The sequence below is a fragment of the Aeromicrobium sp. CFBP 8757 genome (genome assembly GCF_014841755.1).
GTDB lineage: Bacteria > Actinomycetota > Actinomycetes > Propionibacteriales > Nocardioidaceae > Aeromicrobium.
In genome coordinates this window covers 47015-71807 of record NZ_JACYUM010000007.1, presented here as the reverse complement: position 1 = coordinate 71807, position 24793 = coordinate 47015, and the positions used below count along the sequence as shown (strand labels likewise).

Annotated in this window: 20 protein-coding genes; 8 read left to right on the top strand and 12 right to left on the bottom strand. The window is 71.5% G+C overall.

What is annotated here, in order from left to right; translation table 11 throughout:
• Positions 1-21: 21 nt before the first annotated feature.
• The 4 genes from IFT73_RS18690 (at position 22) to IFT73_RS16530 (ending at position 5100) form a co-directional block, all read left to right on the top strand.
• Positions 22-1146, top strand: a complete 1125-nt coding sequence (locus IFT73_RS18690; protein WP_197984334.1) for a Fic family protein — start codon at positions 22-24, stop codon at positions 1144-1146.
• 62 nt (positions 1147-1208) lie between these two features.
• Complete coding sequence (locus IFT73_RS16540) at positions 1209-2690, top strand: SDR family oxidoreductase (protein ID WP_197984333.1); 1482 nt, start codon at positions 1209-1211, stop codon at positions 2688-2690.
• A gap of 5 nt (positions 2691-2695) precedes the next feature.
• On the top strand, positions 2696-3520 hold the full coding sequence (locus IFT73_RS16535; protein WP_371811314.1) for a DUF1206 domain-containing protein: 825 nt from the start codon (positions 2696-2698) through the stop codon (positions 3518-3520).
• A gap of 74 nt (positions 3521-3594) precedes the next feature.
• The gene (locus tag IFT73_RS16530) at positions 3595-5100 is read left to right on the top strand and encodes an amino acid permease (RefSeq protein ID WP_192168557.1); all 1506 of its coding nucleotides are present in this window, start codon (positions 3595-3597) and stop codon (positions 5098-5100) included.
• Here the strand turns inward: IFT73_RS16530 and IFT73_RS16525 are convergent.
• Complete coding sequence (locus IFT73_RS16525; protein ID WP_192168556.1) at positions 5078-5695, bottom strand: TetR/AcrR family transcriptional regulator; 618 nt, start codon at positions 5693-5695, stop codon at positions 5078-5080. The two genes, IFT73_RS16530 and IFT73_RS16525, sit on opposite strands and share 23 nt — an antisense overlap.
• Positions 5696-5739: 44 nt before the next feature.
• On the opposite strand from IFT73_RS16525, the gene IFT73_RS16520 reads away from it, so the two are divergent.
• The 3 genes from IFT73_RS16520 to IFT73_RS16510 are packed head-to-tail and all read left to right on the top strand — an operon-like array spanning position 5740 to position 10843.
• On the top strand, positions 5740-7062 hold the full coding sequence (locus IFT73_RS16520) for a cytochrome P450 (RefSeq protein WP_371811313.1): 1323 nt from the start codon (positions 5740-5742) through the stop codon (positions 7060-7062).
• Positions 7063-7087: 25 nt separating this feature from the next.
• Positions 7088-7909, top strand: a complete 822-nt coding sequence (locus IFT73_RS16515) for an SDR family oxidoreductase (protein ID WP_192168555.1) — start codon at positions 7088-7090, stop codon at positions 7907-7909.
• 36 nt (positions 7910-7945) lie between these two features.
• A complete protein-coding gene (locus tag IFT73_RS16510; RefSeq protein ID WP_192168554.1) occupies positions 7946-10843 on the top strand; it encodes an aminotransferase in 2898 nt (965 codons plus the stop codon).
• A gap of 7 nt (positions 10844-10850) precedes the next feature.
• Here the strand turns inward: IFT73_RS16510 and IFT73_RS16505 are convergent, their stop codons facing one another.
• From IFT73_RS16505 to IFT73_RS16465, 9 genes are all read right to left on the bottom strand, one after another.
• The gene (locus tag IFT73_RS16505; protein WP_192168553.1) at positions 10851-11723 is read right to left on the bottom strand and encodes an aldose 1-epimerase family protein; all 873 of its coding nucleotides are present in this window, start codon (positions 11721-11723) and stop codon (positions 10851-10853) included.
• A gap of 2 nt (positions 11724-11725) precedes the next feature.
• On the bottom strand, positions 11726-12346 hold the full coding sequence (locus tag IFT73_RS16500) for an LON peptidase substrate-binding domain-containing protein (RefSeq protein WP_197984332.1): 621 nt from the start codon (positions 12344-12346) through the stop codon (positions 11726-11728).
• 49 nt (positions 12347-12395) lie between these two features.
• The gene (locus IFT73_RS16495; protein WP_192168552.1) at positions 12396-13217 is read right to left on the bottom strand and encodes an ABC transporter ATP-binding protein; all 822 of its coding nucleotides are present in this window, start codon (positions 13215-13217) and stop codon (positions 12396-12398) included.
• Complete coding sequence (locus tag IFT73_RS16490) at positions 13214-14257, bottom strand: iron chelate uptake ABC transporter family permease subunit (protein ID WP_192168551.1); 1044 nt, start codon at positions 14255-14257, stop codon at positions 13214-13216. Before IFT73_RS16490 ends, IFT73_RS16495 begins: the two co-directional genes overlap by 4 nt.
• The gene (locus IFT73_RS16485; protein ID WP_192168550.1) at positions 14257-15309 is read right to left on the bottom strand and encodes an iron ABC transporter permease; all 1053 of its coding nucleotides are present in this window, start codon (positions 15307-15309) and stop codon (positions 14257-14259) included. The genes IFT73_RS16490 and IFT73_RS16485 overlap by 1 nt, the downstream gene beginning before the upstream one ends.
• Positions 15310-15376: 67 nt before the next feature.
• On the bottom strand, positions 15377-15913 hold the full coding sequence (locus IFT73_RS16480; protein WP_197984331.1) for a VanZ family protein: 537 nt from the start codon (positions 15911-15913) through the stop codon (positions 15377-15379).
• Between the two features lie 115 nt (positions 15914-16028).
• Complete coding sequence (locus IFT73_RS16475) at positions 16029-18215, bottom strand: 3-hydroxyacyl-CoA dehydrogenase NAD-binding domain-containing protein (RefSeq protein ID WP_192168549.1); 2187 nt, start codon at positions 18213-18215, stop codon at positions 16029-16031.
• A gap of 45 nt (positions 18216-18260) precedes the next feature.
• Positions 18261-19478 carry an acetyl-CoA C-acetyltransferase gene (locus IFT73_RS16470; RefSeq protein ID WP_056603933.1) on the bottom strand — a complete coding sequence of 406 codons (1218 nt, stop codon included), beginning with the start codon at positions 19476-19478 and terminating at the stop codon, positions 18261-18263.
• A 124-nt stretch (positions 19479-19602) separates the two neighbouring features.
• On the bottom strand, positions 19603-21591 hold the full coding sequence (locus tag IFT73_RS16465) for a collagen binding domain-containing protein (protein WP_192168548.1): 1989 nt from the start codon (positions 21589-21591) through the stop codon (positions 19603-19605).
• A gap of 81 nt (positions 21592-21672) precedes the next feature.
• On the opposite strand from IFT73_RS16465, the gene IFT73_RS16460 reads away from it, so the two are divergent.
• Positions 21673-22389: a MerR family transcriptional regulator gene (locus IFT73_RS16460; protein WP_056603939.1), complete on the top strand. Its 717-nt coding sequence runs from the start codon at positions 21673-21675 to the stop codon at positions 22387-22389.
• An 18-nt stretch (positions 22390-22407) separates the two neighbouring features.
• Here IFT73_RS16460 and IFT73_RS16455 read toward each other — a convergent pair whose 3' ends face one another.
• Both IFT73_RS16455 and IFT73_RS16450 read right to left on the bottom strand, forming a co-directional pair.
• Positions 22408-23550 (bottom strand): acyl-CoA dehydrogenase family protein, encoded by a 1143-nt coding sequence (locus IFT73_RS16455; protein ID WP_056603945.1) that lies wholly within the window; start codon positions 23548-23550, stop codon positions 22408-22410.
• On the bottom strand, positions 23547-24746 hold the full coding sequence (locus IFT73_RS16450; RefSeq protein WP_192168547.1) for a CoA transferase: 1200 nt from the start codon (positions 24744-24746) through the stop codon (positions 23547-23549). The genes IFT73_RS16455 and IFT73_RS16450 overlap by 4 nt, the downstream gene beginning before the upstream one ends.
• Between the last annotated feature and the right edge of the window lie 47 nt (positions 24747-24793).

Genomic DNA, 24793 nt, shown 5'->3' with positions numbered 1-24793 from the left:
CCTACGTGTCACATTCCTTGCATGCGTCCTTGGCGACCCGACGAGCCCTACAACGACCTTCCCGAACCACCCGACACCACTCAGCTCGAGACCCGCGCGGTACTGAAAGCCACCGTCCTTGCCAACACGGCGCTGGGTCAGCTCGATCAGGCGGCCCGTTCCATCCCCAACCCGTCCGTCCTGATCAACACGATCCCCATCCTCGAGGCGCAGGCAAGCTCTGAGATCGAGAACGTCGTGACCACGACCGACGCGCTCTTCCGACACCTCGACAACGACGAGGCCTCGGACGACCCAGCAACACGAGAGACACTGCGATACAGGACAGCACTCAGAACTGGCTTCGCTGCGACGATCGAACGAGGACTGACCGCCAACACGGCTTCTGCCGTGTGCGCGACCATCAAGGGACGCACCATGGACATCCGGGCCGTCCCAGGCACCAGGATCGCGAACCCGTCCACGGGCCACATCACCTACAGCCCGCCCGAGGGGCGAACAGTCATCGCGGACAAGCTCTCGGCGTGGGAGAGATTCGTCCATGCCGACGACGACATGGATCCCATCGTCAAGATGGCCGTCGCGCACTACCAGTTCGAGGCGATTCACCCTTTCGCCGACGGCAACGGCCGCACTGGACGCATCCTGAACATTCTTCTCCTGGTCGAGGCGGGCCTGCTCCATCAACCGCTGCTGTACCTCTCGCGCTACATCATCGAGACGAAGAACGACTACTACCGGCTGCTTCACGAGGTCACCGAGCACGGAGCTTGGGAGCAGTGGATCCTCTACATGCTCGACGGTGTCCGACAGACGTCCATCTCGACGGTCAACAAGATCGCCGCCATCAGAGCTCTCCAGACGGACGTGGCGCATCGTGCGCGCTCGGCTTTCAAAGGTGGGTCGGATGCTGAGCTGCTCTCCGTACTGTTCGAGCAGCCCTGCTGCAGGATCGGCCTGGTGATGGAGCGATGTGGCGTCTCCCGGCCCACCGCAACCTCGTGGCTCTCGTCATTGGCGGCCGCCGACATCGTGACGGACATCAAGGTCGGTCGCGACCGACTCTTCGTCAATCGCGAGTTCGTCGACCTGCTGACCCGCCACGAATCCGTCCGACGAATCACCGCACAGCCCTCTCTTTTCTGAAGCTCTTCTCCCTCGGCGGGGAAGAAGGTGCGCCGACCGGTCGACCCCAGGACACTGGGGACATGTCGTCCCCCCGCAGTCTCGTCACTGGTGCCACCGGATACGTGGGCGGACGCCTCGTGCCCCAGCTGCTCGAAGCCGGCCACACGGTGCGCGTCATGGTGCGCGACGAGCGCAAGGCCCGCGCCCACGCGTGGTCGCACGACGTCGAGGTCGCGGTCGGCGACGGCACGAGCGACAGCGACGTGCGCGACGCCATGAAGGACGTCGACGTCCTGTACTACCTGCTGCACTCGATCGGCACGGGCGACGACTTCGGCAGGACCGAGCACGACATGGCCGAGCGCTTCGCCACCGCCGCCAGGGAGGCCGGCGTCAGCCGCATCGTCTACCTCGGCGGCATGATCCCCGAGGGCGAGGAGCTGTCGGAGCACCTCAGCTCGCGCGGCGAGGTCGGTGACGTCCTGCTCGCCTCGGGCGTGCCGACGACGGTGCTGCAGGCCGGTGTCGTGATCGGCTCGGGTTCCGCCTCGTTCGAGATGCTGCGCTACCTCACCGAGCGGCTCCCCGTCATGGTCACGCCCAAGTGGGTCAACACCCGCATCCAGCCGATCGCGATCCGCGACGTGCTGCGCTACCTCGTCGGCTCGGCCGACATGCCCTCGGACGTCAACCGGCGCTTCGACATCGGCGGTCCCGAGGTGCTGACGTACCTCGACCTGATGCAGCGCTTCGCCCAGATCTCGGGCCTTCCCAAGCGACGCGTCCTGAAGGTGCCGGTGCTGTCACCGGGTCTGTCGAGCCACTGGGTCGGCATCATCACCCCGGTTCCCGCGAGCCTCGCCCGCCCCCTGGTCGAGTCGCTGCGCAACACCGTCGTGGCCGGCGACACCGACATCAAGCAGCACGTCCCCGATCCGTCCGAGGGGCTGATCGACTTCGACCGCTCGGTCGAGCTCGCGCTGACCAAGATCCAGAGCCTCGACGTGCCGACCAGCTGGTCGTCCGCCGCGACGGCGGGGGCACCCGCCGAGGGCCTGCCGACCGATCCCGACTGGGCCGGCGGCTCGCTGTACCAGGACGAGCGCACCCGCGAGGTCGACGCGAGCCCCGAGAACCTGTGGACCGTGATCGAGGGCATCGGCGGCCGCAACGGCTGGTACTCGTGGTCGCTGGCCTGGTGGGTGCGGGGCGTGCTCGACCGGATCGTCGGCGGTCCGGGTCTGCGCCGCGGCCGCCGCAACCCCCGCGACCTCGTCGTGGGCGACGTCGTCGACTTCTGGCGCGTCGAGGAGACCGACGACGCGACGTTCCTGCGCCTGCGGGCCGAGATGCGCCTGCCCGGACTGGCCTGGCTCGAGATGCAGGTCGGGTCGACCGAGGGCGGGACGACGACGTTCCACCACCGGGCGCTCTTCGCGCCGAAGGGACTCCTCGGCCAGCTGTACTGGTGGTCGATCTACCCGTTCCACGGCATCGTCTTCGGCGGCATGCAGCGCAACATCGCCCGCGCCGCCGAGGCCCTCGAAGCACGGGAGGACTGACCACCGTGGTCGGCACGAGTCCCCAGCAGGCGCGCCACAGCGACCTGCTCAAGCACGGCGCCCGGGTCGGGCTCGCGGCGTACGGCGTCGTCCACCTGATCGTGGCGTGGATCGCGCTGCAGGTCGCCTGGTCGGGCGGGGGCGGGGGCGGGGGCGACGCGAGCAGCGGCGGCGCCCTGCGGACACTCGCCCACCAGCCCTTCGGCCGCACGATGCTGTGGACGACGGTGGTCGGCCTGGTCGCGCTGATGCTGTGGCAGCTCGGCACCGCGATCTGGGGCTACGCGACCGAGGACGGCGCCAAGCGCGTGCGCAAGCGCCTGGGCGCCGCGGGCCGCGTCGTCGTGTACGGGGCCCTCGCGGTGTCGGCCGCGAGGATCGCGGGCGGATCGGGCGGAGGATCGGGCGGCGACTCCCAGGAGGAGGGCCTGACGGCCGACCTGCTCGGCGCCCCCGCGGGCCGGACGCTCGTGGCGGCGATCGGCATCGCCGTGATCGCCCTCGGCGTGCGACAGGTGCACCGGGGTGTCACCGACTCGTTCACGCACGACCTGGAGGGCCCCGCGACCAGCGGCGACTCGGGCTCGGCCGTCATCGTGCTGGGCCGCGTCGGCTACGTCGCGAAGGGCGTCGCGGTCGGCGTCGTCGGCATCCTGTTCGGCTGGGCCGCGCTGGCGTACGACCCCGAGAAGGCCGGCGGACTCGACGACGCGCTCAAGACCGTCCGCGACCAGCCGTTCGGGCCGTACCTGCTCAGCGCCGTCGCGCTGGGCCTCGCGGCCTTCGGGCTGTTCTGCTTCGCCTGGGCCCGGTACCCCCGCACGCGGTGAGCCGCCGTCGACACGCGGCGCCGGCGAGGGCCTGAGCGCTTGCGCCCGACCGCCGATCGCCACAGGATGTCCGGATGGATCTCTTCCGCATCAAGTCCGTCGAACGCTCCATCGCGGAGACCGACGAGCCCGAGACCCGGCTCAAGAAGGAGCTCTCGGCCTGGGACCTGACGGTGTTCGGCGTCGGCGTCATGGTCGGCACCGGCATCTTCGTGCTCACGGGAGAGCAGGCGTACAGCAACGCCGGGCCGGCGATCGTGATCTCGTTCGTCATAGCCGGCATCGTGTGCGGGCTCGCCGCCCTCTGCTACGCCGAGTTCGCATCGACCGTCCCCGTCGCGGGCAGCGCCTACACGTTCTCGTACGCGACGCTCGGCGAGCTGATCGCCTGGATCATCGGCTGGGACCTCGTCCTCGAGCTGGCCCTCGGAGCGGCCGTCGTGGCCCGCGGGTGGTCGGCCTACCTGCAGTCGCTGTTCGACCTGCCGACGTGGCTGGCCGGTGACGAGGCGATCCCCGACTTCGGCGCGATCGCGATCGTCCTGGCGCTGACGGCCCTCGGCGTCTTCGGCACCAAGCTGTCGGGACGGTTCACGAGCGTCCTGGTCATCGTGAAGGTCGCCGTCGTGACGTTCGTGATCGTGGCGGGCCTGTTCTTTATCAAGGCGTCCAACTACACGCCGTTCGTCCCCGACTCCCAGCCCAGCGAGGGCGGGTCAGGACTCGACTCGACGCTGCTGCAGTCGATCTTCGGCGTCGACCCGACGGTCTTCGGCGTCTACGGCATCATCGCGGCCGCCTCGGTCGTGTTCTTCGCGTTCATCGGCTTCGACATCGTCGCGACGTCGGCCGAGGAGACCAAGAACCCGCAGCGCGACATGCCGCGCGGCATCCTCGGCTCGCTGGCGATCGTCACAGTCCTCTACGCCGCGGTCTCGTTCGTCGTCACGGGCATGCTCAAGTACAGCGACGAGCGCATGAACACCGCCGCGCCGCTCGCCGAGGCGTTCAAGGCCAACGACCTCGACTGGGCCAGCAAGATCATCTCGGTCGGCGCCGTCGCGGGCCTGACGACCGTCGTGCTCGTGCTGATGCTGGGCCAGTCGCGCGTGCTGTTCGCGATGTCGCGCGACGGGCTGCTGCCGGTCGGCCTGGCCAAGGTGCACCCGCGCTTCGGCACGCCGTACCGCATCACGATCATCACGGGCCTGTTCGTCGCCGTGCTGGCCGGCTTCGTGCCGCTCTCGGAGCTGTCGAAGCTCGTCAGCATCGGCACGCTGTTCGCCTTCGTCGTGGTCTCGGCCGGCGTCATCATCCTGCGTCGTACCCGCGCCGACCTCGACCGTCCGTTCCGCGTGCCGGGCGTCCCGCTGATCCCGATCCTGTCGATCGCGGCGTGCCTGTGGCTGATGGTCAACCTGTCGGTCGAGACGTGGGTGCGCTTCCTGATCTGGCTCGCGATCGGCTTCGCGGTGTACTTCGTCTACGGCTACCGCTCGTCACGCCTCGGCCGCGGCCTGCGCCAGGCCGAGGTCGACGCCGACGCCGACGCCGACGTCAACGATGGGCAGTCGACGTGAAGTGATGCGTCGCGGCGTCGACGATCTGGCCGGGGCTCGCCGCGAGCGTCCCCTCGATCCACGCGGTCACGAGCTCGGCCACGCCACCGATGAACATCGTCGCCGCGAGGTGCCCCTCGACCTCGCTCCAGGCCTCCGGGCCGTAGAGGTCGCGGGCCTCGTGCGCCGCCAGCTCGGCGAACTGGCGCAGCAGGCGGGCGCGGTGCGGCCGCAGCGCGTCGATCGACAGCGACTCGACGATCGCGACGCGCCCCCTGCGGGGGTCGTCGGTCAGGATCTGCACGAACGCTCCGATGCCCGCACGCACGCGCTGCTCGGGGGTGCCCTCCGCGGCCTCGAGCGCCGCGACCGACCGCTCCGCGATCTGCGCCGCGATGTCGTCCATGACGGCGGCGAGGGCGTCGTCGAGCCCCGTGAAGCTCTCGTAGAAGTACCGCTCGGTGAGCCCCGCCTCGGCGCAGACGCGGGTCATCGTGACCTTCGGCCCGCCGTCGCGCCCCCACACCTCGAGCGTCGCCTCGACGAGCCTGGCCCTGCGGTCGGCGGCCCGCTGCTCGGCCGACATGCCGCGATACGTCCCTGCCTTGACTGCCATGCCTCGATATTGACAGAGCGTCCTGTCTGAATCAAGATGCACGTGTGACCCAGACCACGACAGCACCTCCCCGACGTCGCGGGATCCCCTACGTCGGCCGCACGCTCGACTACGTCCGAGACCCGCTCGCGATGATGCGCACGCAGTACGACGGCTGGGGCCCGGTCTCCGACATCGACTTCATCGGCAAGCGCTGGACGGTCCTGCTGGGGCCCGACGCGTGCGAGGCCGCGCTGCGCAACGCCGACAAGGCCTTCGCCAGCGGCGACGGCTGGGGCTACCTCGTCGGCCCGTTCTTCGACCGCGGGCTGATGCTGCTCGACTTCGACGAGCACCACCGCCACCGGCGCATCATGCAGTCGGCCTTCACACGCGACCGGCTCGAGGGGTACACGGCCGCCCTGCAGCCCGCCGTCGCGGCGGGACTGGCGCGCTGGCAGCCGGGCCCGCACGTCCGCGCCTATCCCGCGCTGAAGGAGCTGACGCTCGACCTCGCCGCCGAGGTCTTCATGGGCGGGGCCGATCTCGCGACGCCCGACGAGCTCGACCGCGTCAACCGGGCCTTCATCGACTGCGTGCAGTCGGCGACGGCGCTGGTCCGCGCCAACGTGCCGGGCACGCGGTGGGGCCGCGCCCTGCGGAGCCGCCGGCTGCTCGAGGAGTTCTTCGGGCGCCACCTCGCCGCCAAGCGGGCCACGCCCGGCGACGACCTGTTCTCGGTGCTGTGCCACCTCGAGACCGACGAGGGCGAGCGCTTCAGCGACGAGGACGTCGTCAACCACATGATCTTCCTGCTGATGGCCGCGCACGACACCTCGACCATCACGGTCTCGACCGTCATGCAGCAGCTCGGCCAGCACCCCGAGTGGCAGCGCCGGTGCCGCGACGAGGCGCTCGCGCTGCCCGAGCACCCGACGATGGCCGAGCTCGACGGGCTCGTCGCGATCGACCTCGTGATGAAGGAGAGCCTCCGGCTCGTGCCGCCCGTGCCGGTGCTCGCCCGCAGGACCGTCAAGGAGACCGAGGTCATGGGGCACCGCATCCCGGCGGGCCGGCTCGTCGCCGTCATGGTGCACCTGTCGCACCACATGCCCGAGCTGTGGACCGATCCCGAGCGGTTCGATCCCGAGCGGTTCGCCGACGACCGTCGTGACGACAAGGTGCACCGCTACGCCTGGGAACCGTTCGGCGGCGGCGTGCACAAGTGCCTCGGCATGTTCTTCGCGGGCGCCGAGGTCAAGACGATCCTCGTGCACCTGCTGCGCCAGTTCGAGTGGAGCGTCGACCCGGGCTACCGGGCCCCCATGAGCTACGCCTCGCTGCCGTTCCCCAAGGACGGCCAGCCCGTCCACCTCACCCGTCGCTGAACCCGCCCACCCCTCTGGAGGACCCATGTCCCGCACGCTCAGCAACCAGGTCGTCGTCATCACCGGAGCCGGTCGAGGCATCGGCCTCGCGACCGCCCGCAGGTTCGCCGCCCAGGGAGCCGTCGTCGTGATCGGCGACCTCGACGACGACGTCGCCGCCAAGGCGGCGCTGCAGGTCGGCGGACGGTGCGTCGCCCACGTCGTCGACGTCGCCGACCGCGCGTCGTACGCCCAGTTCGTGGAGCGCGCCCGCGAGCAGGGTCCGATCGACGTGCTCGTCAACAACGCCGGCATCATGCCGCTCTCGCCCCTCGTCGACGAGACCGACGCCGCGACGGACCGCATCATCGACGTCAACCTGCGCGCCGTCATCACCGGCACGAAGCTGGTGGCGCCCGACATGACCGAGCGCGGCAGCGGCCACATCATCAACGTCGCCTCGGCGGTCGGACGCATCGCGGTCGCGAACGGCGCGACCTACAGCGCCAGCAAGTACGCCGTCATGGGCTTCTCCGAGGCGATGCAGTCCGAGCTCGCGCCCTTCGGGGTCAACGTCTCGTGCATCCTGCCGACGGTGGTCGACACCGAGCTGGCCGCCGGCGTCTCGGCCGCCAAGGGCATGCGGGCCGTCCGCCCCGACGAGGTCGCGGCCGCGATCGTCAAGGTCGCGCGGGCGCCCCGCTTCGAGACGTGGGTGCCGGCGTGGAGCAAGGGGCTGTTCTACTCGATGAACGTCCTGCCCCGCCGGGTGCGCAACGGCGCCGGCCACGCGATCGGTGCCGACGAGGCGCTGCGGGCCGTCGACGTCGAGGCCAGGGCCGAGTACGAGCGTCGCGCCTCGTCGTGACCCGGTGCGCACCGCGCCAGCCCTACGATCAGGTGCATGGAGCCCTCCAGCACCGGCCTGCCCCGGCCCGCCGTCACGATCGACCACGTCGTCGCGTGGGCGCACGAGCACTTCGGCGTCGAGGGCCGCGGGGTCGAGCTCGGCAGCCAGCAGGACCGCAACGTCCTGCTCACGGGCGACGACGGCTCGCAGCACCTCGCGAAGGTCAGCAACCCGGTCTTCGCGCGGGCCGAGATCGAGGCGCAGAACCTGGTGATGCGGCAGCTGTCGGCGCGCGGTCACGCGACCCCGCGACCGGTGCCCTCGCTCGACGGTGACGAGATCGTCACGGTCGACGTCGACGGGGTGCCCCACGCGCTGCGGCTGCTGACCTTCGTCCCCGGTTCGCCCCTGTCGTCCACCGGGGCCCCGTGGCCGGCGACGCTGGCGCAGATCGGCCGACTGGCCGGACAGGTCACGACCGCCCTGGCCGACGTCGTCCACCCCGGCCTCGAGCGCGACCTGCAGTGGGACCTGCGGCAGGGCGAGTCCGTCGTGGCGGACCGGCTGGCCCTCGTCGACGACCCCGGGCGTCGTGCCCTGGTCGAGGAGGCGGTCGCCCGCGGGCGCACCCGACTCGACCCGGTGCGCGACGAGCTCCCGACCCAGCCGGTCCACGGCGACCTCACGACCGACAACCTCGTCGGCGGGCGCGACGCGGTCGGCGCCCTGCAGGTCACGGGCATCATCGACTTCGGCGACGCGATGACGAGCTGGCGGGTCGCCGAGCTGGCCGTCGCCTGCAGCGCCGTGTTCCGTGACGAGCCCGGCCAGCCCCTGGCCGTCCTGCCGCTGGTCGAGGCGTTCGACGCCGAGGTGCACCTGACCGACGCCGAGCTCACGGCCCTGTGGCCGCTGGTCGTGCTGCGCGGTGCGACGCTCGTCGTCAGCGGTGCCGAGCAGCTGGCCGTCGACCCCGACAACGCCTATGCGGCCGCGGCACTCGACGACGAGTGGGCGATGTTCGAGGTGCCCGCGGCCCAGGACCCCGAGGTCATGACGGCGGCCATCCGCCTCGCGCTGGGACGCCCCGTCACCGCGCCTCCCGTCCCGTCCCTCGTCGCACCCCTGGTGCCGTCGTTCACGCGGCGCCCGCCCGTCGTCGTGCGGCTGGGGCACGACAGCGACGTGCTGTGGGACGGCTCCTGGCTCGAGGACCGCGGGTCCGTCGAGCAGCGGGCGCTGGATGACGCCGCGAGCGACGGCGCCGCGGTCACGGCCTTCGCCGAGGGACGTCTGACGCGTGCGCCGGCGCTCAGCCGCGACCAGCCGGCCACCGTCGCCCTCGGGGTCGACCTGCGCACCGCATCGGCCGTGACCCTGGCCGCGCCGTTCGCCGGCACCGTCATTCGTCGCGACGGCGCCGTCGTCCTCACGGGCCGCGACCACGCCGTCGTCCTGCGCGCACCGCAGGCCGACGTCCCCGACGGTGCGACCGTGAGCGCCGGCGACGCCCTGGCGACCACCGACCGCGCGACGGTCTGGCTCACGGTGGCCGACGCCGTCGGCGACCGGCTCCCCCCGCGGTTCGTCCGCCCCGCGGAGCTGGCGGCCTGGCGCACGCGCGTGCTCGACCCGGCCCCCCTGCTCGGCACCCCGCCGCTGCCGGACGGTGGGCCGGACGACCTGCTCGCCCGGCGCACCGGCGCGTACGCGCCGCTCCAGAGCCACTACTACGCGGCTCCGCCGCAGATCGAGCGCGGCTGGCGCGAGCACCTCATCGACACGACGGGGCGCCACCGTCTCGACATGGTCAACAACGTGACGATCCTCGGGCACGGCCACCCCGAGGTCGCGGCCGCCGCCGCCGACCAGTGGCGGCGCCTCAACACGAACTCGCGCTTCCACTACGCCGCCGTCGCCGAGCTGAGCGAGCGGCTGCTCGCGACGGTGCCGGACGACCTCGACACGGTGCTGCTCGTCAACAGCGGCTCCGAGGCCGTCGACCTGGCGCTGCGCCTGACCGCGGCGTTCACCGGGCGCGACGACGTCCTGTGCGTCACCGAGTCGTACCACGGGTGGACCGTCGCCTCGGACGCCGTGTCGACCTCGACGTCCGACAACCCGCGGGCCGACGAGACCCGCCCCGCCCACGTGCACGCCGTCGAGCTGCCCAACGCGTACCGCGGCACCCACCGCGGCGCCGGGGCGGGCGAGGCCTACGCCCGCGACGCGGTGGGCGAGATCGAGCGCCTGGCCGCCGCCGGCACCCCCGTCGGCACGTGGATCGCCGAGCCTCGCAACGGCAACGCGGGCGCGATCGGCCTGGCGCCGGGCTACCTGCCGCGGGTCTACGACGCGATCCGTGCCGGGGGCGGCGTGTGCGTCTCCGACGAGGTGCAGGTCGGCTACGGGCGGCAGGGCGACTGGTTCTGGGGCTACGAGGAGCACGGGGTCGTGCCCGACGTGATCACGATGGCCAAGGCCATGGGCAACGGGCACCCGCTCGGAGCGGTCGTCACCCGCGCCGAGATCGCCCGGGCACTGGCCGACCAGGGGACCTTCTTCTCGTCCGCCGGTGGGAGCACCCTCAGCAGCCGGATCGGCGGGGTGGTGCTCGGGATCCTCGAGCGCGACGGGTTGCAGGAGCAGGCCCGCGCCGTCGGCGCCCACCTGCGGGCCGGGCTCGAGAGGCTGGCCGAGCGGCACGACCTCATCGGCGCCGTCCACGGCCGCGGCCTCTACCTGGGCGTCGAGCTCGTGCGCGACCGCACGACGCTCGAGCCCGCCGCCGAGGAGGCTGCGGCACTGTGCGACCGGTTGCTGCAGCTCGGCGTCGTCGTCCAGCCCACCGGCGACCGGCAGAACATCCTCAAGGTCAAGCCGCCGCTGTGCTTCACGCGCGAGAGCGCCGACTTCTTCGTGGCCCGCCTCGACGAGGCGCTCGGCGGCTGACCGCGCCCTACGGGAGCAGCGGGTCGATCCGGTACGACGCGACCAGGCGGCCACCGGCGGGGATCATCACGACGCCCGGCTTGTCGCGCAGCTCGCCCGCGAAGTCGATCGGCGCGGCGCCACCGACGCACGGCTCGAGGCACAGCAGGTGGGCACCGTCGGGGCGTGACCAGACGACGAAGACGTCGAACACGTCGTCCCACGTCATGCGCAGGCCCCGGCCCGACGGGGCCACGTAGCGCAGCCCGCGGCTCGCGACGCGGTCCATCACGATCGCGTCGGGTGCGAACAGCGCCGGGTCGAGCCTCAGCGTCGAGCCGTCGAACGGCGACGGCTGGTGGCCCGGGAGCACCAGGGTGTGGTCGAGGCGGCGGATCGGCGCCGGCTCGGGCTCGTCGAACACCACGACGTGATCGGTCTTGGCGGCGCCCGGCTCGATGGGCCACGCGAAGGCGGGGTGCGAGCCGATCGAGACCGGCATCGCGCGGTCGTCACCTGCGTTGCGCACCTCGTAGGTCGTGGCGAACCCGTCGTCGTCCACCGCGTAGTGCGCCGTCAGCTCGAAGGCGAACGGGAACCGCTCGCGGGTCTCGTCGTCGTCGCGCAGCACGAGGGTCGCCGACGACTCGTCCGACGTCACGACGTCCCACTCCAGGTCGCGCGCGAAGCCGTGCTGCGTCAGCGGGTGGGCGCGGCCGTCGACCGTGATGGTGTCGTCGGGCACGCGACCGACGATCGGGAACAGGATCGGAGCGTGCCGGCGCCACGCCTCGCCGGCCTGCCACAGCAGCTCGTGACCGTCGGGCGCGCGCAGCGAGTGCGGCTCGGCCCCGTGCTCGGAGATCTCGACCGTCGCGCAGGCGCCCCTCAACGTCAGCACGGTCAGAGCCCCCTGGCGTCGTAGGTCTCACCGGCGTCCTGCGTCGCGGCGAAGATCGCGTCGACCAGCTCACGCGCCGTGCGGCACCGCAGCAGCTTCATCTGGTCGAGCGGTCCGAGCGGGGCGATCGCGGCGAGCTGCCACAAGGCGTCGACGGGGTCGTCGCTGAGCTGGACGGTCGGCGACCACGCGAGGTCGTCGAACTCGCTGGCCCTCGACAGCGTCCGCCGCACGAGCCCCTCGGTCTGGTCGAAGCGCTCCTGCAGCTCGTCGTCCCACTCCAGCGGCGGCAGGTCGCGCACGCGCGCCCGGGGGTACGGGTCCTCGGACGACCACTCGACGACCTCGATGCGCCGCGTGCCCTCGCCCAGCAGCGCCAGGTAGCCGTCGGCGACCTTCAGCTCGGCGACCTGCGCGATCGTGCCGACGTCGAAGCGCTTCTCGCCCCCGCCGACCTCCTGGCCGCGCTCGATCAGCACGACGCCGAACTCGGCCGGACCGTCGGGCAGGAGGTCCTGCAGCATCTGCAGGTACCGGGGCTCGAAGACCCGCAGGGGCAGCGGCATGGCCGGGAACAGCACCGAGCCCAGCGGGAACATCGCGATCTCGGCACCGTCGTCCATGCCGCCATCCCATCACGGGGCGGCGCCACGGCAACCCGACGCGGTCGGATCAGGCCAGCGTCCGGACGACCTCGGGCCGTGCGTGGTGCCGGCCCCGCGGGACGATCAGGGGCGTCCCGCTGACCGGATCGGGCACGACCTCGCACGCCAGGCCGAACACCTCGGTGACGGTCGCCGCGTCGATGACGTCGCGCGGTGCGCCCTCGGCCACGATCGCGCCACCCTTCATCGCGATGATGTGGTCGGCGTAGCGGCAGGCCAGGTTGAGGTCGTGAAGCACCAGCACGACGGTCTTGCCCGACTGGCGGTTCAGGTCGGTCAGCAGGTCGAGCAGCTCGACCTGGTGGTTGATGTCGAGGTACGTCGTGGGCTCGTCGAGCAGCAGCAGGTCGGTGTCCTGCGCCAGCGCCATCGCGATCCACACCCGCTGGCGCTGGCCGCCCGACAGCTCGGCGATGTCGCGGTGCTCCAGCTCGGTCGTGCCGGTCGCCTCGAGGGCCGCCGCGACCGCGACGTCGTCCTCGGCGCTCCAGCGCCGGAACCATCCCTGGTGCGGGTAGCGACCGCGGCCCACGAGGTCGCCGACCGAGATCCCGTCGGGGGCCACGGGCGTCTGGGGCAGCAGGCCCAGCACCTTGGCGACGTCGATGCTCCTCATCTCCTGCACCGACGTGCCGTCGAGCGTCACCTGCCCGCCGCGGGGCGTCAGCAACCGCGCGAGGCCCCGCAGGAGGGTCGACTTGCCGCAGGCGTTGGCCCCGACGATGACCGTGATGCGTCCGTCGGGGATCTGGACGTCGAGGTCGCGGACGACGTCGGTGTCGCCGTAGGCGAGCGTGAGGTTGTCGGCGCGCAGGTCGTGAGAGGTCATCCGCCGCGTCCTTCCCGGTTGACGGTGGCGAGGAGCCAGATGAGGTAGGGGGCGCCGATGATGCCCGTCACGACGCCCGTCGGCAGCGGGGTCGGCAGCGCCTGCTGGGCGACGAGGTCGGCGCCCAGGACGATGACCGCGCCGACCAGCCCGGCCGTCACGATGCCGCCGGCCGATCCCGTCAGCCGCTGGGCGATCGGGCCGGCGATCAGGGCGACGAACAGGATGGGGCCGGCCACCGCCGTCGAGAAGCCGATCAGGACGATCGACAGCGCGATCAGCACGAGGCGGTTGCGCTCGACGCGCGAGCCCAGCGCGGTCGCGGTGTCGTCGCCGAGCTCGAGGGTGCGCAGCGGACGCTCGAGCACCAGCGCCAGGGGGATCACGACGACGACGGCGACCAGCAGCGTCCGCAGCTCGCCGGCACCCGACTGGCCGATCGTGCCCGCCAGCCACGTCATCGCCTGGCGCGCCTCGTACAGCTCGGCACGCGAGACGATGTAGCCGATGATCGCGACCATGAAGTTCGAGACGCCGATGCCGATCAGGACGAACCGGTAGCCCGTGATCCCGTCGCGCCAGGCCAGGACGTAGATCAGCAGGGCCGTCAGCAGCGCGCCGAGCAGCGCCGAGCCGGAGACCGCGGAGCTGCTGGCGTTGAACAGCACGATCGACGACACCGCGAACAGGCTCGCGCCCGACGAGACGCCCACGAAGTCGGGCGACGCCAGCGGATTGCCCAGCAGCTTCTGGAAGATCACGCCCGAGAGGCCCAGGGCCAGCCCGACGGCGACGCCCGACGCGGCGGTCGGCAGCCGCAGGTCGCGCACGATGAAGTCGGTCGTGGGGTCGTCGCGCAGCCCGAGCACCGAGGTGATGACGTCGATCGGCGAGACGTAGTAGCTGCCGAGCATCATCGTCAGCACGAACAGGCACGCGACGACGAGCAGCAGCGCGGACGTCACGACCGTCGCCCGCCGGCGACGCTGACGTCGCCCGCCGCGGACGGTGGGGACGTCGAGGGTCGTGGGGGTCGCCATCACAGCTCCGCGAGGTTGCGGTAGCGGACGAGCAGGACGAACGCCGGCGCACCGATCACGCCGATCACGACGCCGACCTGCAGCTCACCGGGCGAGACCACGACGCGTCCGACGATGTCGGCGACCAGCAGGACCACCGGGGTCAGGAACAGGGAGTACGTCAGGATCCAGCGGTAGTCGGGTCCGCAGATCATCCGGGCCAGGTGCGGCACGATCAGGCCGACGAAGACGATCGGGCCGCACGCCGCGGTGGCGGCACCGCACAGGACCGCGACGGTCACGAACAGCACGATGCGGGTCAGGCGCACCCGCTGGCCGAGCGCGACCGCGAGGTCCTCGCCGAGGGCCAGCCCGTTCAGGGCGCGGCCGGTGCCGAGCGCCACCAGCAGGCCGACGACCAGGAACGGCAGGGTCTGCCACAGGACCGGGAAGTAGCGGCCCGCCAGCGAGCCGACCTGCCAGAACCGCAGCTCGTTGAGGGCCGAGACGTTGGTCATCACGATCGCCGACGTGATCGACGACAGGATCGCGGTGACGGCGGCACCCGCGAGCGCCAGCTTGACCGGCGTCGCCCCCTCGCGTCCGAACGACGCGATGCCGTACACCGTCACGGTGGCCACGCCGGCACCGGCGAAGGCGAACCACACGTAGGTGCTGACCGACTGGGTGCCGAGCACCATGATGCCGAAGACGATGAAGGCGGCCGCGCCGGCGTTGATGCCCATGATGCCGGGGTCGGCGAGCGGGTTGCGGGTCACGCCCTGCAGGATCGCGCCGCTGAGCCCGAGTGCCGCGCCGGCGAAGATGCCGATCAGCGTCCGCGGCACCCGCAGCTCGCGGATGACCGTCTCGGCGGCGCTGCCCGGGTCGTAGTCGGTGAACGCCTTCCAGATCGTCGACAGCCCGACGCCGCGGGCACCCATCGTGATGCTGAAGAAGCACACGACGACCAGCAGACCGATCAGCGCGACGAGCCCGGCCGACAGCGCCGCCCGCGACCGGTGGGTCGGACGCTGCTCGCCGGCGGGCGCGGAGCGATCGATGAGGGTCATGACGCCCCACCGTAACTTAGGCGAGCCTCACCAATCCACCACGTCTACGTCACATGGCGCCGAGCGGTCAGGCGTCGGGGGTCCAGCGGAACCTGTCGACGAGTGGCGCGACCCCCGGGACCCGCGACAGCAGCGTCACCGCACCGAGGCCGATCGCGGCACCGACGACGTTGAAGATCAGGTCGTTGACGTCGGCCAGGTGACCGCCGCCCAGCAGGTTGCCGGTGAGGAGCTGCGTCAGCTCGATCGACCCGCTGATCGCCGTGGCCACGCCGACCACACGCCACCACGGCGGGCGTGCCATGAGCAGGTGGACGAGGATCCCGACGGGCACGAAGACCACGATGTTCGTCACCGCGTCGTTGACCTCGTAGTCCGTGAACGGGGTGACGTAGACCGTCCACGCGCTGTGGTGGCGGGGAGCGTCCAGGTGGATCGGGAAGACGGTGTTGGCGACGATGCCGGCCGCGTACACGCACAGCGCCAGGGCGACGGCGGCGCGCGGCACCGTGAGCCGGCCGCGACGGGACAGTCGCCACAGCAGGATCGCCATGGTCACTGCGGCGACCGGGACGACGACGGGCAGCACGGGGACCTGGCGCACCGTCGGACGTCCCCTCTCCTGCCGGTCGTGTGGACGGCGTCGACCCTACGGGACCGTCAGGGGACGCACGACGCCCCCGGGACCGCGCGGTCCCGGGGGCGTCGTGTCGAACAGCTCAGACGTACTTCTCGCCGTTCTTGGCCTTCTCGAGCAGCGAGGCGGGCGGGGTGAACCGGTCGCCGTACTTCTGCGCCAGCTCCTGCGCGCGAGCCGTGAAGGCCTCGACGCCGATCGAGCCGTCGGCGGCCTCGTAGCCGTTGACGTACTGGATCGCGCCACCGTGCAGGGCCGGGAAGCCGATGCCGAAGATCGAGCCGATGTTCGCGTCGGGCACCGACAGCAGTCCCTCGTCGAGGCACTTGATCGACTCGATGCTCATGATGAACGTCAGGCGCTCCTTGAGGTCCTCGAACGACGGCTGCTCGTCGGCGATCGGGAACTGCTCGGCCAGACCGCTCCACAGCCCCTCGCGCTTGCCGTCGACGTACTCGTAGAAGCCCGCGCCCTTGAGGCGGCTCGGGCGGCCGAGCTCGATCATCGTGTCGATGACCTTCTCCGACGCGCTCTCGGGCCATGCCTGGCCGGCCTCCTCGGCGGCGGCCTTCGACTCGTTGCGGATCTTGACCATCAGCTCGAGGTTGAGCTCGTCGCTGAGCTGCAGGACCGGCGCCGGGAAGCCGGCCTGGGTCGTGGCCCGCTCGATGCTGACGGGCGAGACGCCCTCGGCGAGCATGCCGACGCCCTCGTTGACGAACGTGCCGATGACGCGGCTGGTGTAGAAGCCGCGGCTGTCGCCGACGACGATCGGCGTCTTCTTGATGGCCTTGGTGTAGTCGATGACGCGCGCGATGGCCTCGTCGGACGTGTCCTTGCCGGCGATGATCTCGACCAGCGGCATCTTGTCGACCGGCGAGAAGAAGTGGATGCCGATGAAGTCCTCGGGACGGTCGACGCCGTCGGCCAGGATCGTGATGGGCAGGGTCGACGTGTTGGAGCCGAGCAGCGCGTCGGCGTTGACGACCTTCTGCACCTCGCCGAACACCTCGTGCTTGAGCTTGACCGACTCGAAGACGGCCTCGACGACGAAGTCGCAGCCCTCGAGGTCGGCGTAGTCGTCGGTCGGCGTGATGAGCGCCAGCAGGGCGTCGGCCTTCTCCTGCGTCAGGCGGCCGCGCGACACGGCCTTGTCGACGATGCCCTGGCTGTAGGCCTTGCCCTTCTCGGCGGCCTCGAGCGAGATGTCCTTCAGCACGACCTGCATGCCGGCCTTGGCCGAGACGTACGCGATGCCCGCGCCCATCATGCCGGCGCCGAGGACGGCGACCTTCTCGGCCTTCGTGGGCGCGATGCCCTCGGGGCGCGACTTGCCGGCGTTGATGGCGCCGAGGTCGAAGAAGAAGGCCTGCGTCATGTTCTTGAACTGCTGGCCCACGATCAGCTCGACCAGGTAGCGCGACTCGATGCGCGTCGCGGTCTCGAAGTCGACCTGCGAGCCCTCGACCGCCGCGCTCATGATGTTGCGCGGCGCCTTGTAGAGCGCGCCCTTGGTCTGCTTGCGCAGGTTGGCCGGGAAGGCCGGCAGGAACGCGGCGAACTTGGGCGTCGACGGCGTGCCGCCGGGGATGCGGTAGCCCTTGCGGTCCCAGGGCTGGGTCGCGGCCTCCTCGTTGCCGGCGTTGGCCTCGATCCAGGCCTTCGCGGCGGGGATCAGCTCGTCCTGCGTCGCGACGACCTCGTCGACGAGGCCCTCGGCGAGCGCCTTGGACGGCTTGAGCTGCTGGCCCTGGAGCAGGAACTTCATCAGCGCGTCGGAGATGCCGAACATGCGGACCGTGCGGGTCACGCCGCCGCCACCGGGCAGCAGGCCCAGCGTCGCCTCGGGCAGGCCGATCGAGTAGCCGCCGTCGACCGCGATGCGGTGGTGGGCCGCCAGCGCGATCTCGAGGCCACCGCCCAGCGCGGCACCGTTGATCGCCGCGACGACCGGCTTGCCGGACGTCTCGAGCGTGCGCAGGGTCGCCTTGATGGCCTCGACGTTGGCGAACAGCGTCTCGGCGTCGGCCGGCGTCGCCTTCGTCATGAGCTTGAGGTCGCCGCCGGCGAAGAAGGTCTTCTTGGCCGAGGAGACGATGACGCCCGTGACCGAGTCCGGGTCGTCGGCGATCTGCTGGACGAGCCGGTCGACGGCCGCGGCCATCGAGTCGGCGTAGTCCTGGTTCATCGTGTTGGCGCTCTGGTTGGGATCGTCCAGGACGAGGTTGACGATGCCGCCCTCGGCCTCGTATCGCACTGCTTCGGTCATGGGTGTGTCTTTCTGGTCAAGAAGAAGGAGGGTGAGGGGAGGAGGTCAGCGAAGACGCTCGACGACGGTGGCGATGCCCATGCCGCCGCCGACGCACAGCGTCGCGAGGCCGTAGCGCTGGTCGCGACGCTCGAGCTCGTCGACCAGGGTGCCGAGGATCATCGCGCCGGTCGCACCCAGCGGGTGGCCCATCGCGATCGAGCCGCCGTTGACGTTGGTCTGGTCGTGCGGGTAGCCGCCGAGGTCCTTCATGAGGCGCAGGGCGACGGCCGCGAAGGCCTCGTTGATCTCGAGCAGGTCGATGTCGCCGATGCTCAGCCCGGCGCGCTCCAGCGCCTTGAGGCTGGCCGGGCCGGGGCCCGTCAGCATGATCGTGGGCTCGGAGCCCGACACGGCGGCCGAGACGATGCGGGCGCGGGGCTTGAGCCCGTGGCGCTCCCCGGCGGACTCGTTGCCGATCAGCACGAGGGCGGCACCGTCGACGATGCCCGAGGAGTTGCCGGCGTGGTGGACGTGGTCGATCTTCTCGACCCAGTGGTACTTCTCGAGCGCGACGGAGTCGAAGCCGCCCTGGTCGCCGATCTGCGCGAACGAGGCGGGCAGCTTGCCGAGGCTCTCGGCCGTCGTGCCCTCGCGGACGAACTCGTCGTGGTCGAGGATCGTCAGGCCGGAGGCGTCCTTGACCGGGATGACGGAGTTGGCGAAGTAGCCGTTGGCGATGGCCTTGGCGGCCCGTGCCTGCGACTCGGCGGCGAACGTGTCGACGTCGTGGCGGCTGTAGCCCTCGATCGTCGCGATCAGGTCGGCACCGATGCCCTGCGGCACGAAGTCGGTGTCGAAGGACGTGCGGGGGTCCATGGCCCAGGCGCCACCGTCGGATCCCATCGGAACGCGGCTCATCGACTCGACGCCACCGGCGAGGATCAGGTCCTCCCAGCCGGAGCGCACGCGCGCCGACGCCTGGTTGACGGCCTCGAGGCCCGAGGCGCAGAAGCGGTTGAGCTGCACGCCGGCGACGGTGTCGGGCAGGCCCGCGGCCAGCGCCGCGGTCTTGGCGATGTCGCCGCCCTGGTCGCCGACGGGAGAGACGCTGCCGAGGACGAGGTCCTCGATGCCGTCGGTGTCGAGCGTGGGGTTGCGCTTGCGCAGCTCGTCGACCAGACCGGTGACCAGCGAGATCGGCTTGACCTCGTGGAGCGATCCGGTCTTCTTGCCGCGACCGCGCGGCGTACGGATGGCGTCGTAGACGAAGGCCTCGGTCATAACGGATTCCTTAGAGATGAGTCCCGCAGGTGTGGATGGAGAACAGGTGCCGTCGCGAGGGCGGCACTGTTGATTGTGACACCAACACTGTCAAAGTCCAAGGGTCGGGGTGATGTGCCGCAGGTCACCCGCGCCGGGGGCGCGCCGCGACCACCGCGACGGCCCCGGCGGTCGTGAGGGCCAGCCCCAGCAGCGGCAGGGCGAGCGGGGGCCCGCCCGAGTCGGGCAGCACGGCGCCGTCGTCGGGGGCGCTGCCGCCGTCGTCGTCGGACGTCGGGTCGGCGGCCGGGTCGGAGGGATCGTCCGGCGCGGGGACGACGGGGTCGGACGTCACGGGCGCCGTGACGAGTGCGAAGTCCTGGCCTGTCAGGTCCTCGCCCGCCACCGTGATCGTCACGGTGCGCGCCGCGCCGCCGCTCGTGCCGGCCGGTGCCGCCACGGTCACCCGGTAGGTGCCGGGGGCCAGGGCCCCGATCCCGAAAATGCCCTCGGCGTCGGTCGTCACCGCGGCGCCGGCGGCGCCGGCGGCGGCGGCGGCGACCGTCACGACGGCACCCGGCAGGGGGCGACCGTCGAGCGTCACGGTGCCGGCGACGGAGCCGGTCGCGGCGACCCGGGAGAGGACGACGTCCTGGTCCGGCACGTCGGCCGTCCCGACCGTCACGGGCGACGCCGCGGGGGTGAGGTAGCCCGCCGGCGGGTTCGGCACCGCGAGGACGTAGGCGCCCGCCGGGACGCGCGGCAGGGCGTAGGTGCCGTCGGCGGCCGTCACCGCCCGGTAGGTGGACCCCCCACCGGTCAGCTCGACCGTGACACCCGCCAACGGCCCGTCGGGCCCCGCGACGACCCCGCTGACGGTGGGCAGGGCCTGCAGCACGAAGTCCTGGTCGGTGACGGGGGTCGTCGCGCCCGCCGGGACCGTGGCCGTCCGGTCGGGGGCGGGCAGGTAGCCGGCCGGCGCGGTGACCGCGATCGTGTAGTCGGCATCGTCGGCGTTGTCCTCGAACACGTAGCGCCCCGACACGTCGGTCGTGGTGGTGCGGGACGGACCGCCGGCCACGGGCGTCAGCGTCACCGTCACGCCCTCGAGGGGACCGGACGCGGCGCGCACCTCGCCCGTGATCGGCACCGGGACGGCCTGCCGCACCGAGAAGTCGGCCACGGCGTCACCCGCCCTCAGGTCGATCGCGCGGCTGCTCGGGCCCGTCACGAGGCAGGTCGCGGGGACGCCCGACAACGCGACCCGGTAGCCGTCGCTGGCGGCCACGCCGTCGAAGGCGTAGGTGCCCGACGCGTCGACCGACCGCGTCGCCACGACGGCGCCCGACGCGTCGACGAGCGAGACCGTCGCGCTCGCGAGGGAGCACGTGCCGGTCGTGACCGCGACGGTTCCCGACACGTCCTGCTTCGTGACGGCGAACCACGTCTGGAAGATCGGGAGCCCCGCGCGGCGGGTGAACGTGAACGTCAGCGTGCGCAGCGACGTGGTGGGCTCGAACCAGCCGGTCGCGCCGTCGGAGTCGACCGCGGCGTCGTTGCCCCGCAGGGTCGCCGTCGCCGGGTCCCACGTCGGGACGTCCTTGGGTCGACCCGTGTCGGAGCAGACGCTGCTCGGCCGGGGCGTCGTGTCGCACAGGTTGAAGGCGCTGCGGAAGCCCAGGTCGGCCGTCGTCGCGGCGGTCCCGTCGGCGCGCGTCGCCGAGACCCGGACCTGGTCGGCGTCGACGTCGCCCAGCACGACGGTCCAGCCCTGCGGGGTCGGACGGTCGAACGTGTAGGTCGTCGTCGACGGGGACGACGCGTTGTCGGCCCTGGGCCGCAGGTTGAGGTACGCCTGGTCGCGGCTCGACCCGTACCGCTGGCCCGGCGGGGTGCTCGCGCCGAACCAGTTGGTCGCCCCCGAGGGCAGGGCGACGTCCGCGCGCGAGTCGGACGCGACCGTGGCCTCGGGGAAGCCGACCGCCGGCAGCTGCATCGTCGTCGCGTAGTCGTTCGTCGACCCCGTCAGCGGCCCCCACTGGGCGAAGCCCGTCGTGGTCCCCGCGGTGGCCGCGACGACCGACCCCGCCAGCAGTACCGCCACCGCCGCCGCCAGCACACCAGATCTGCGCATCGTCTCTCCGCCCCCCGAAGCTCCCGAGCTCCGAGCCTAACCTCGTCGGCGCCGGTGGGCCCGTGGAATAAGGTCGGACCCATGACGACGACCCCGGCCGAGACCATGAGCGTCGAGCAGCTCGCGTCGCGCGTCGGCATGACGGTGCGCACCGTGCGGTTCTACGCCGGTCGCGGACTGATCCCGCCGCCGCGCCGCGAGGGACGCAACGGCTTCTACGGCCCCGACCACATCGCCCGGCTCGAGCTCGTCCGCGAGCTGCAGGGCCACGGCTTCACCCTGTCGGCGATCGAGGGCTACCTCGAGAACATCCCGGCGGGCGCGACGCCCGAGCAGGTCGCCCTGCACCGCACCCTGCTGGCACCGTGGATGGCCGATCGTCCCGAGGAGCTCGACCGCGCGTCGCTCGAGCTGCGCGCCGGACGCCCGCTCACCGATGACGACCTCGAGCGGCTCATCGCCCTCGGCGTCGTCGAGCCGACGCCCACCGAGGACGTCTTCCAGGTCGCCCCCGCCCACCTGGCGGTCGGCATCCAGTTCATCGAGACCGAGATGCCGATCGAGGTCGCGCTGGCGGCCCGCAAGATCTTCGACGAGGCCGGCCGTTCGGTCGCTCGCGAGATCACCGAGGTGTTCAAGACCATGTGGTGGCCGACGCTGCGCTCGTCGGGCCGACCGCCCGAGGACATCATCGCCCTGGTCGAGCGCTTCAAGCCCCTGACGGTGCAGGCTCTCGTGACGGCGTACGAGACGGGCGTCGACGAGGCGAAGCGCGAGACGGTGCGCCGCCGGAGCTGACCCCGGCGGCGCCGCGCGTCAGATGCCGAGTCCGCGCCCGACGATCTCCTTCATGATCTCGGTCGTGCCGCCGTAGATCGTCTGGATGCGGGTGTCGAGGTACGCCTTGGAGATCGGGTACTCGCTCATGTAGCCGTAGCCGCCGTGCAGCTGCAGGCACTGGTCGGCGACCTTCTTCTGCAGCTCGGTCGTCCACCACTTGCCCATCGCGGCGTCCTCGACCGTCAGGGTGCCCTCGTTGAGGCGCGTGATCGACTCGTCGACGAACACCTGCGCGATCTGCGTCTCGGTCTCGAGCTCGGCCATCGTGAAGCGCGAGTTCTGGAACGAGCCGATCGGCTTGCCGAAGGCCTTGCGGTCCTTGACGTACTCGAGCGTCATGTCGACCATCCGGCGGCACGCGGCCGCGGCCACGACCGAGATCGACAGACGCTCCTGCGGCAGCTTCTCCATGAGGTAGATGAAGCCGTGGCCGGCCTCGCCCAGCAGGTTGGTGCGGGGCACGCGCACGTCGTCGAAGAACAGCTCGGCGGTGTCCTGCGCCTTGAGGCCGATCTTGTCGAGGTTGCGACCGCGCTCGAAGCCCTCGGCGCCCCGCTCGACCACGATCAGCGAGAAGCCCATCGCACCGGCGGAGGGATCGGTCTGGCACACCACGATCACGAAGTCGGCGTTGATGCCGTTCGTGATGAACGTCTTGGAGCCGTTGATGACGTACTCGTCGCCGTCGAGCACCGCGGTGGTCTTGATGCCCTGCAGGTCGGACCCCGTGCCGGGCTCGGTCATCGCGATCGCGGTGATCATCTCGCCGCTGCAGAACTTCGGGAACCAGCGCGCCTTCTGCTCCTCGGTCGCGTGCGACAGCAGGTAGCCCGACACGAGGTCGGTCTGGATGACGAAGCCGATGCCGCTGGCGCCGATGCGGGTGATCTCCTCGGTCAGGATCGCGTTGTAGCGGAAGTCCGTGACACCGCCCCCGCCGTGCTCCTCGGGCATCATGAAGCCGAGCAGGCCCATGTCGCCGGCCTTGGTCCAGATCTCGCGGGGAACGATCGAGTCCTTCTCCCACTGGTCGTGGTGCGGGGCGATCTCCTTCTCGCAGAAGGAGCGGACGGTGTCGCGGAACGCGTCGTGGTCGGAGTCGAAGATCGTGCGCTTCATGAGGTGCCCTTCGTAGGAGTGGTCGTGTCTCGGGGGGCCTGCACGGCGACGCCGTCGGCGATGAGCTGGTCGACGTCGGCGACGCCCCAGGCGGCGAGCGCCTCGGCCGTGCTGGCACCCGCGGTCTCCGGTGCCGTCGTCAAGGTGGCGGGGGTCGCCGAGAACCGCGGAGCCGGTGCCGGCTGGGTGAGCCCGTGGTGCTCGACGTACGTGCCGCGCGCGACGTTGTGCGGGTGCTCGTACGCCTCGGTCAGGCTCAGCACGGGAGCGACGCACGCGTCGGTGCCGTCGAACACGTCGACCCACTCGGCCCGCGTGCGGCTCGCGAAGGTCGAGGTCAGGGTCTCGCGGAGCTCGTCCCACCGGCCGATGTCGTACTGGCCCGGCAGGTCGACCCCCAGGCCCTCGACGAGCGCGGCGAAGAACTGCGGCTCGAGCGGGCCGACCGACATCCACTGCTCGTCGGACGTCTCGAAGACGTCGTAGAAGGGGGTGCCGGTGTCGAGCATGTTGGTGCCGCGACGGTCGCTCCAGCCCCCCGACTGCTGCATCGCGACGATCATCGACATCAGGTGCGCCGTGCCGTCGGTGATCGCGGCGTCGACGACCTGGCCCTCGCCGGTCGAGCGCGCGTGCGTCAGCGCCGCGAGCAGGCCCGTGACGAGGTAGAGCGATCCACCCGCGAAGTCGCCGACGAGGTTGAGGGGCACCTGGGGCGGTCCGCCGGCCCGGCCGATCGCGCCGAGCGCGCCGGCGACCGCGATGTAGTTGATGTCGTGGCCGGCCGCCTGCGCGAGCGGTCCGTCCTGCCCCCACCCGGTCATCCGCCCGTACACGAGAGCGGGGTTGCGGGCGTGGCAGTCGGCGGGGCCGAGGCCCAGACGCTCCGTGACGCCGGGGCGCAGGCCCTCGATCAGGATGTCGGCGGACGCCACGAGGTCGAGGACCGTCTCGACGCCGCGGGGGTTCTTCAGGTCGATCGCGACCGACGGACGGCCGCGACCCAGGATGTCCTTCTCGGCGGGCCCCAGCTGCAGGGCGTTGCCGCCGGGCCGGTCGACGCGGATCACGTCGGCACCCAGGTCGGCCAGCAGCATCGCCGCGAACGGACCGGGCCCGATGCCGACGAGCTCGACGACGCGGACTCCGTGGAGGGGGCCGGAGGCGGAGGAGCCGGACTGCGCTGGAATCGTCACACCACTATTGTGACAGTAGTGCTGTCACGGTCGCAAGTGGCCCGCCA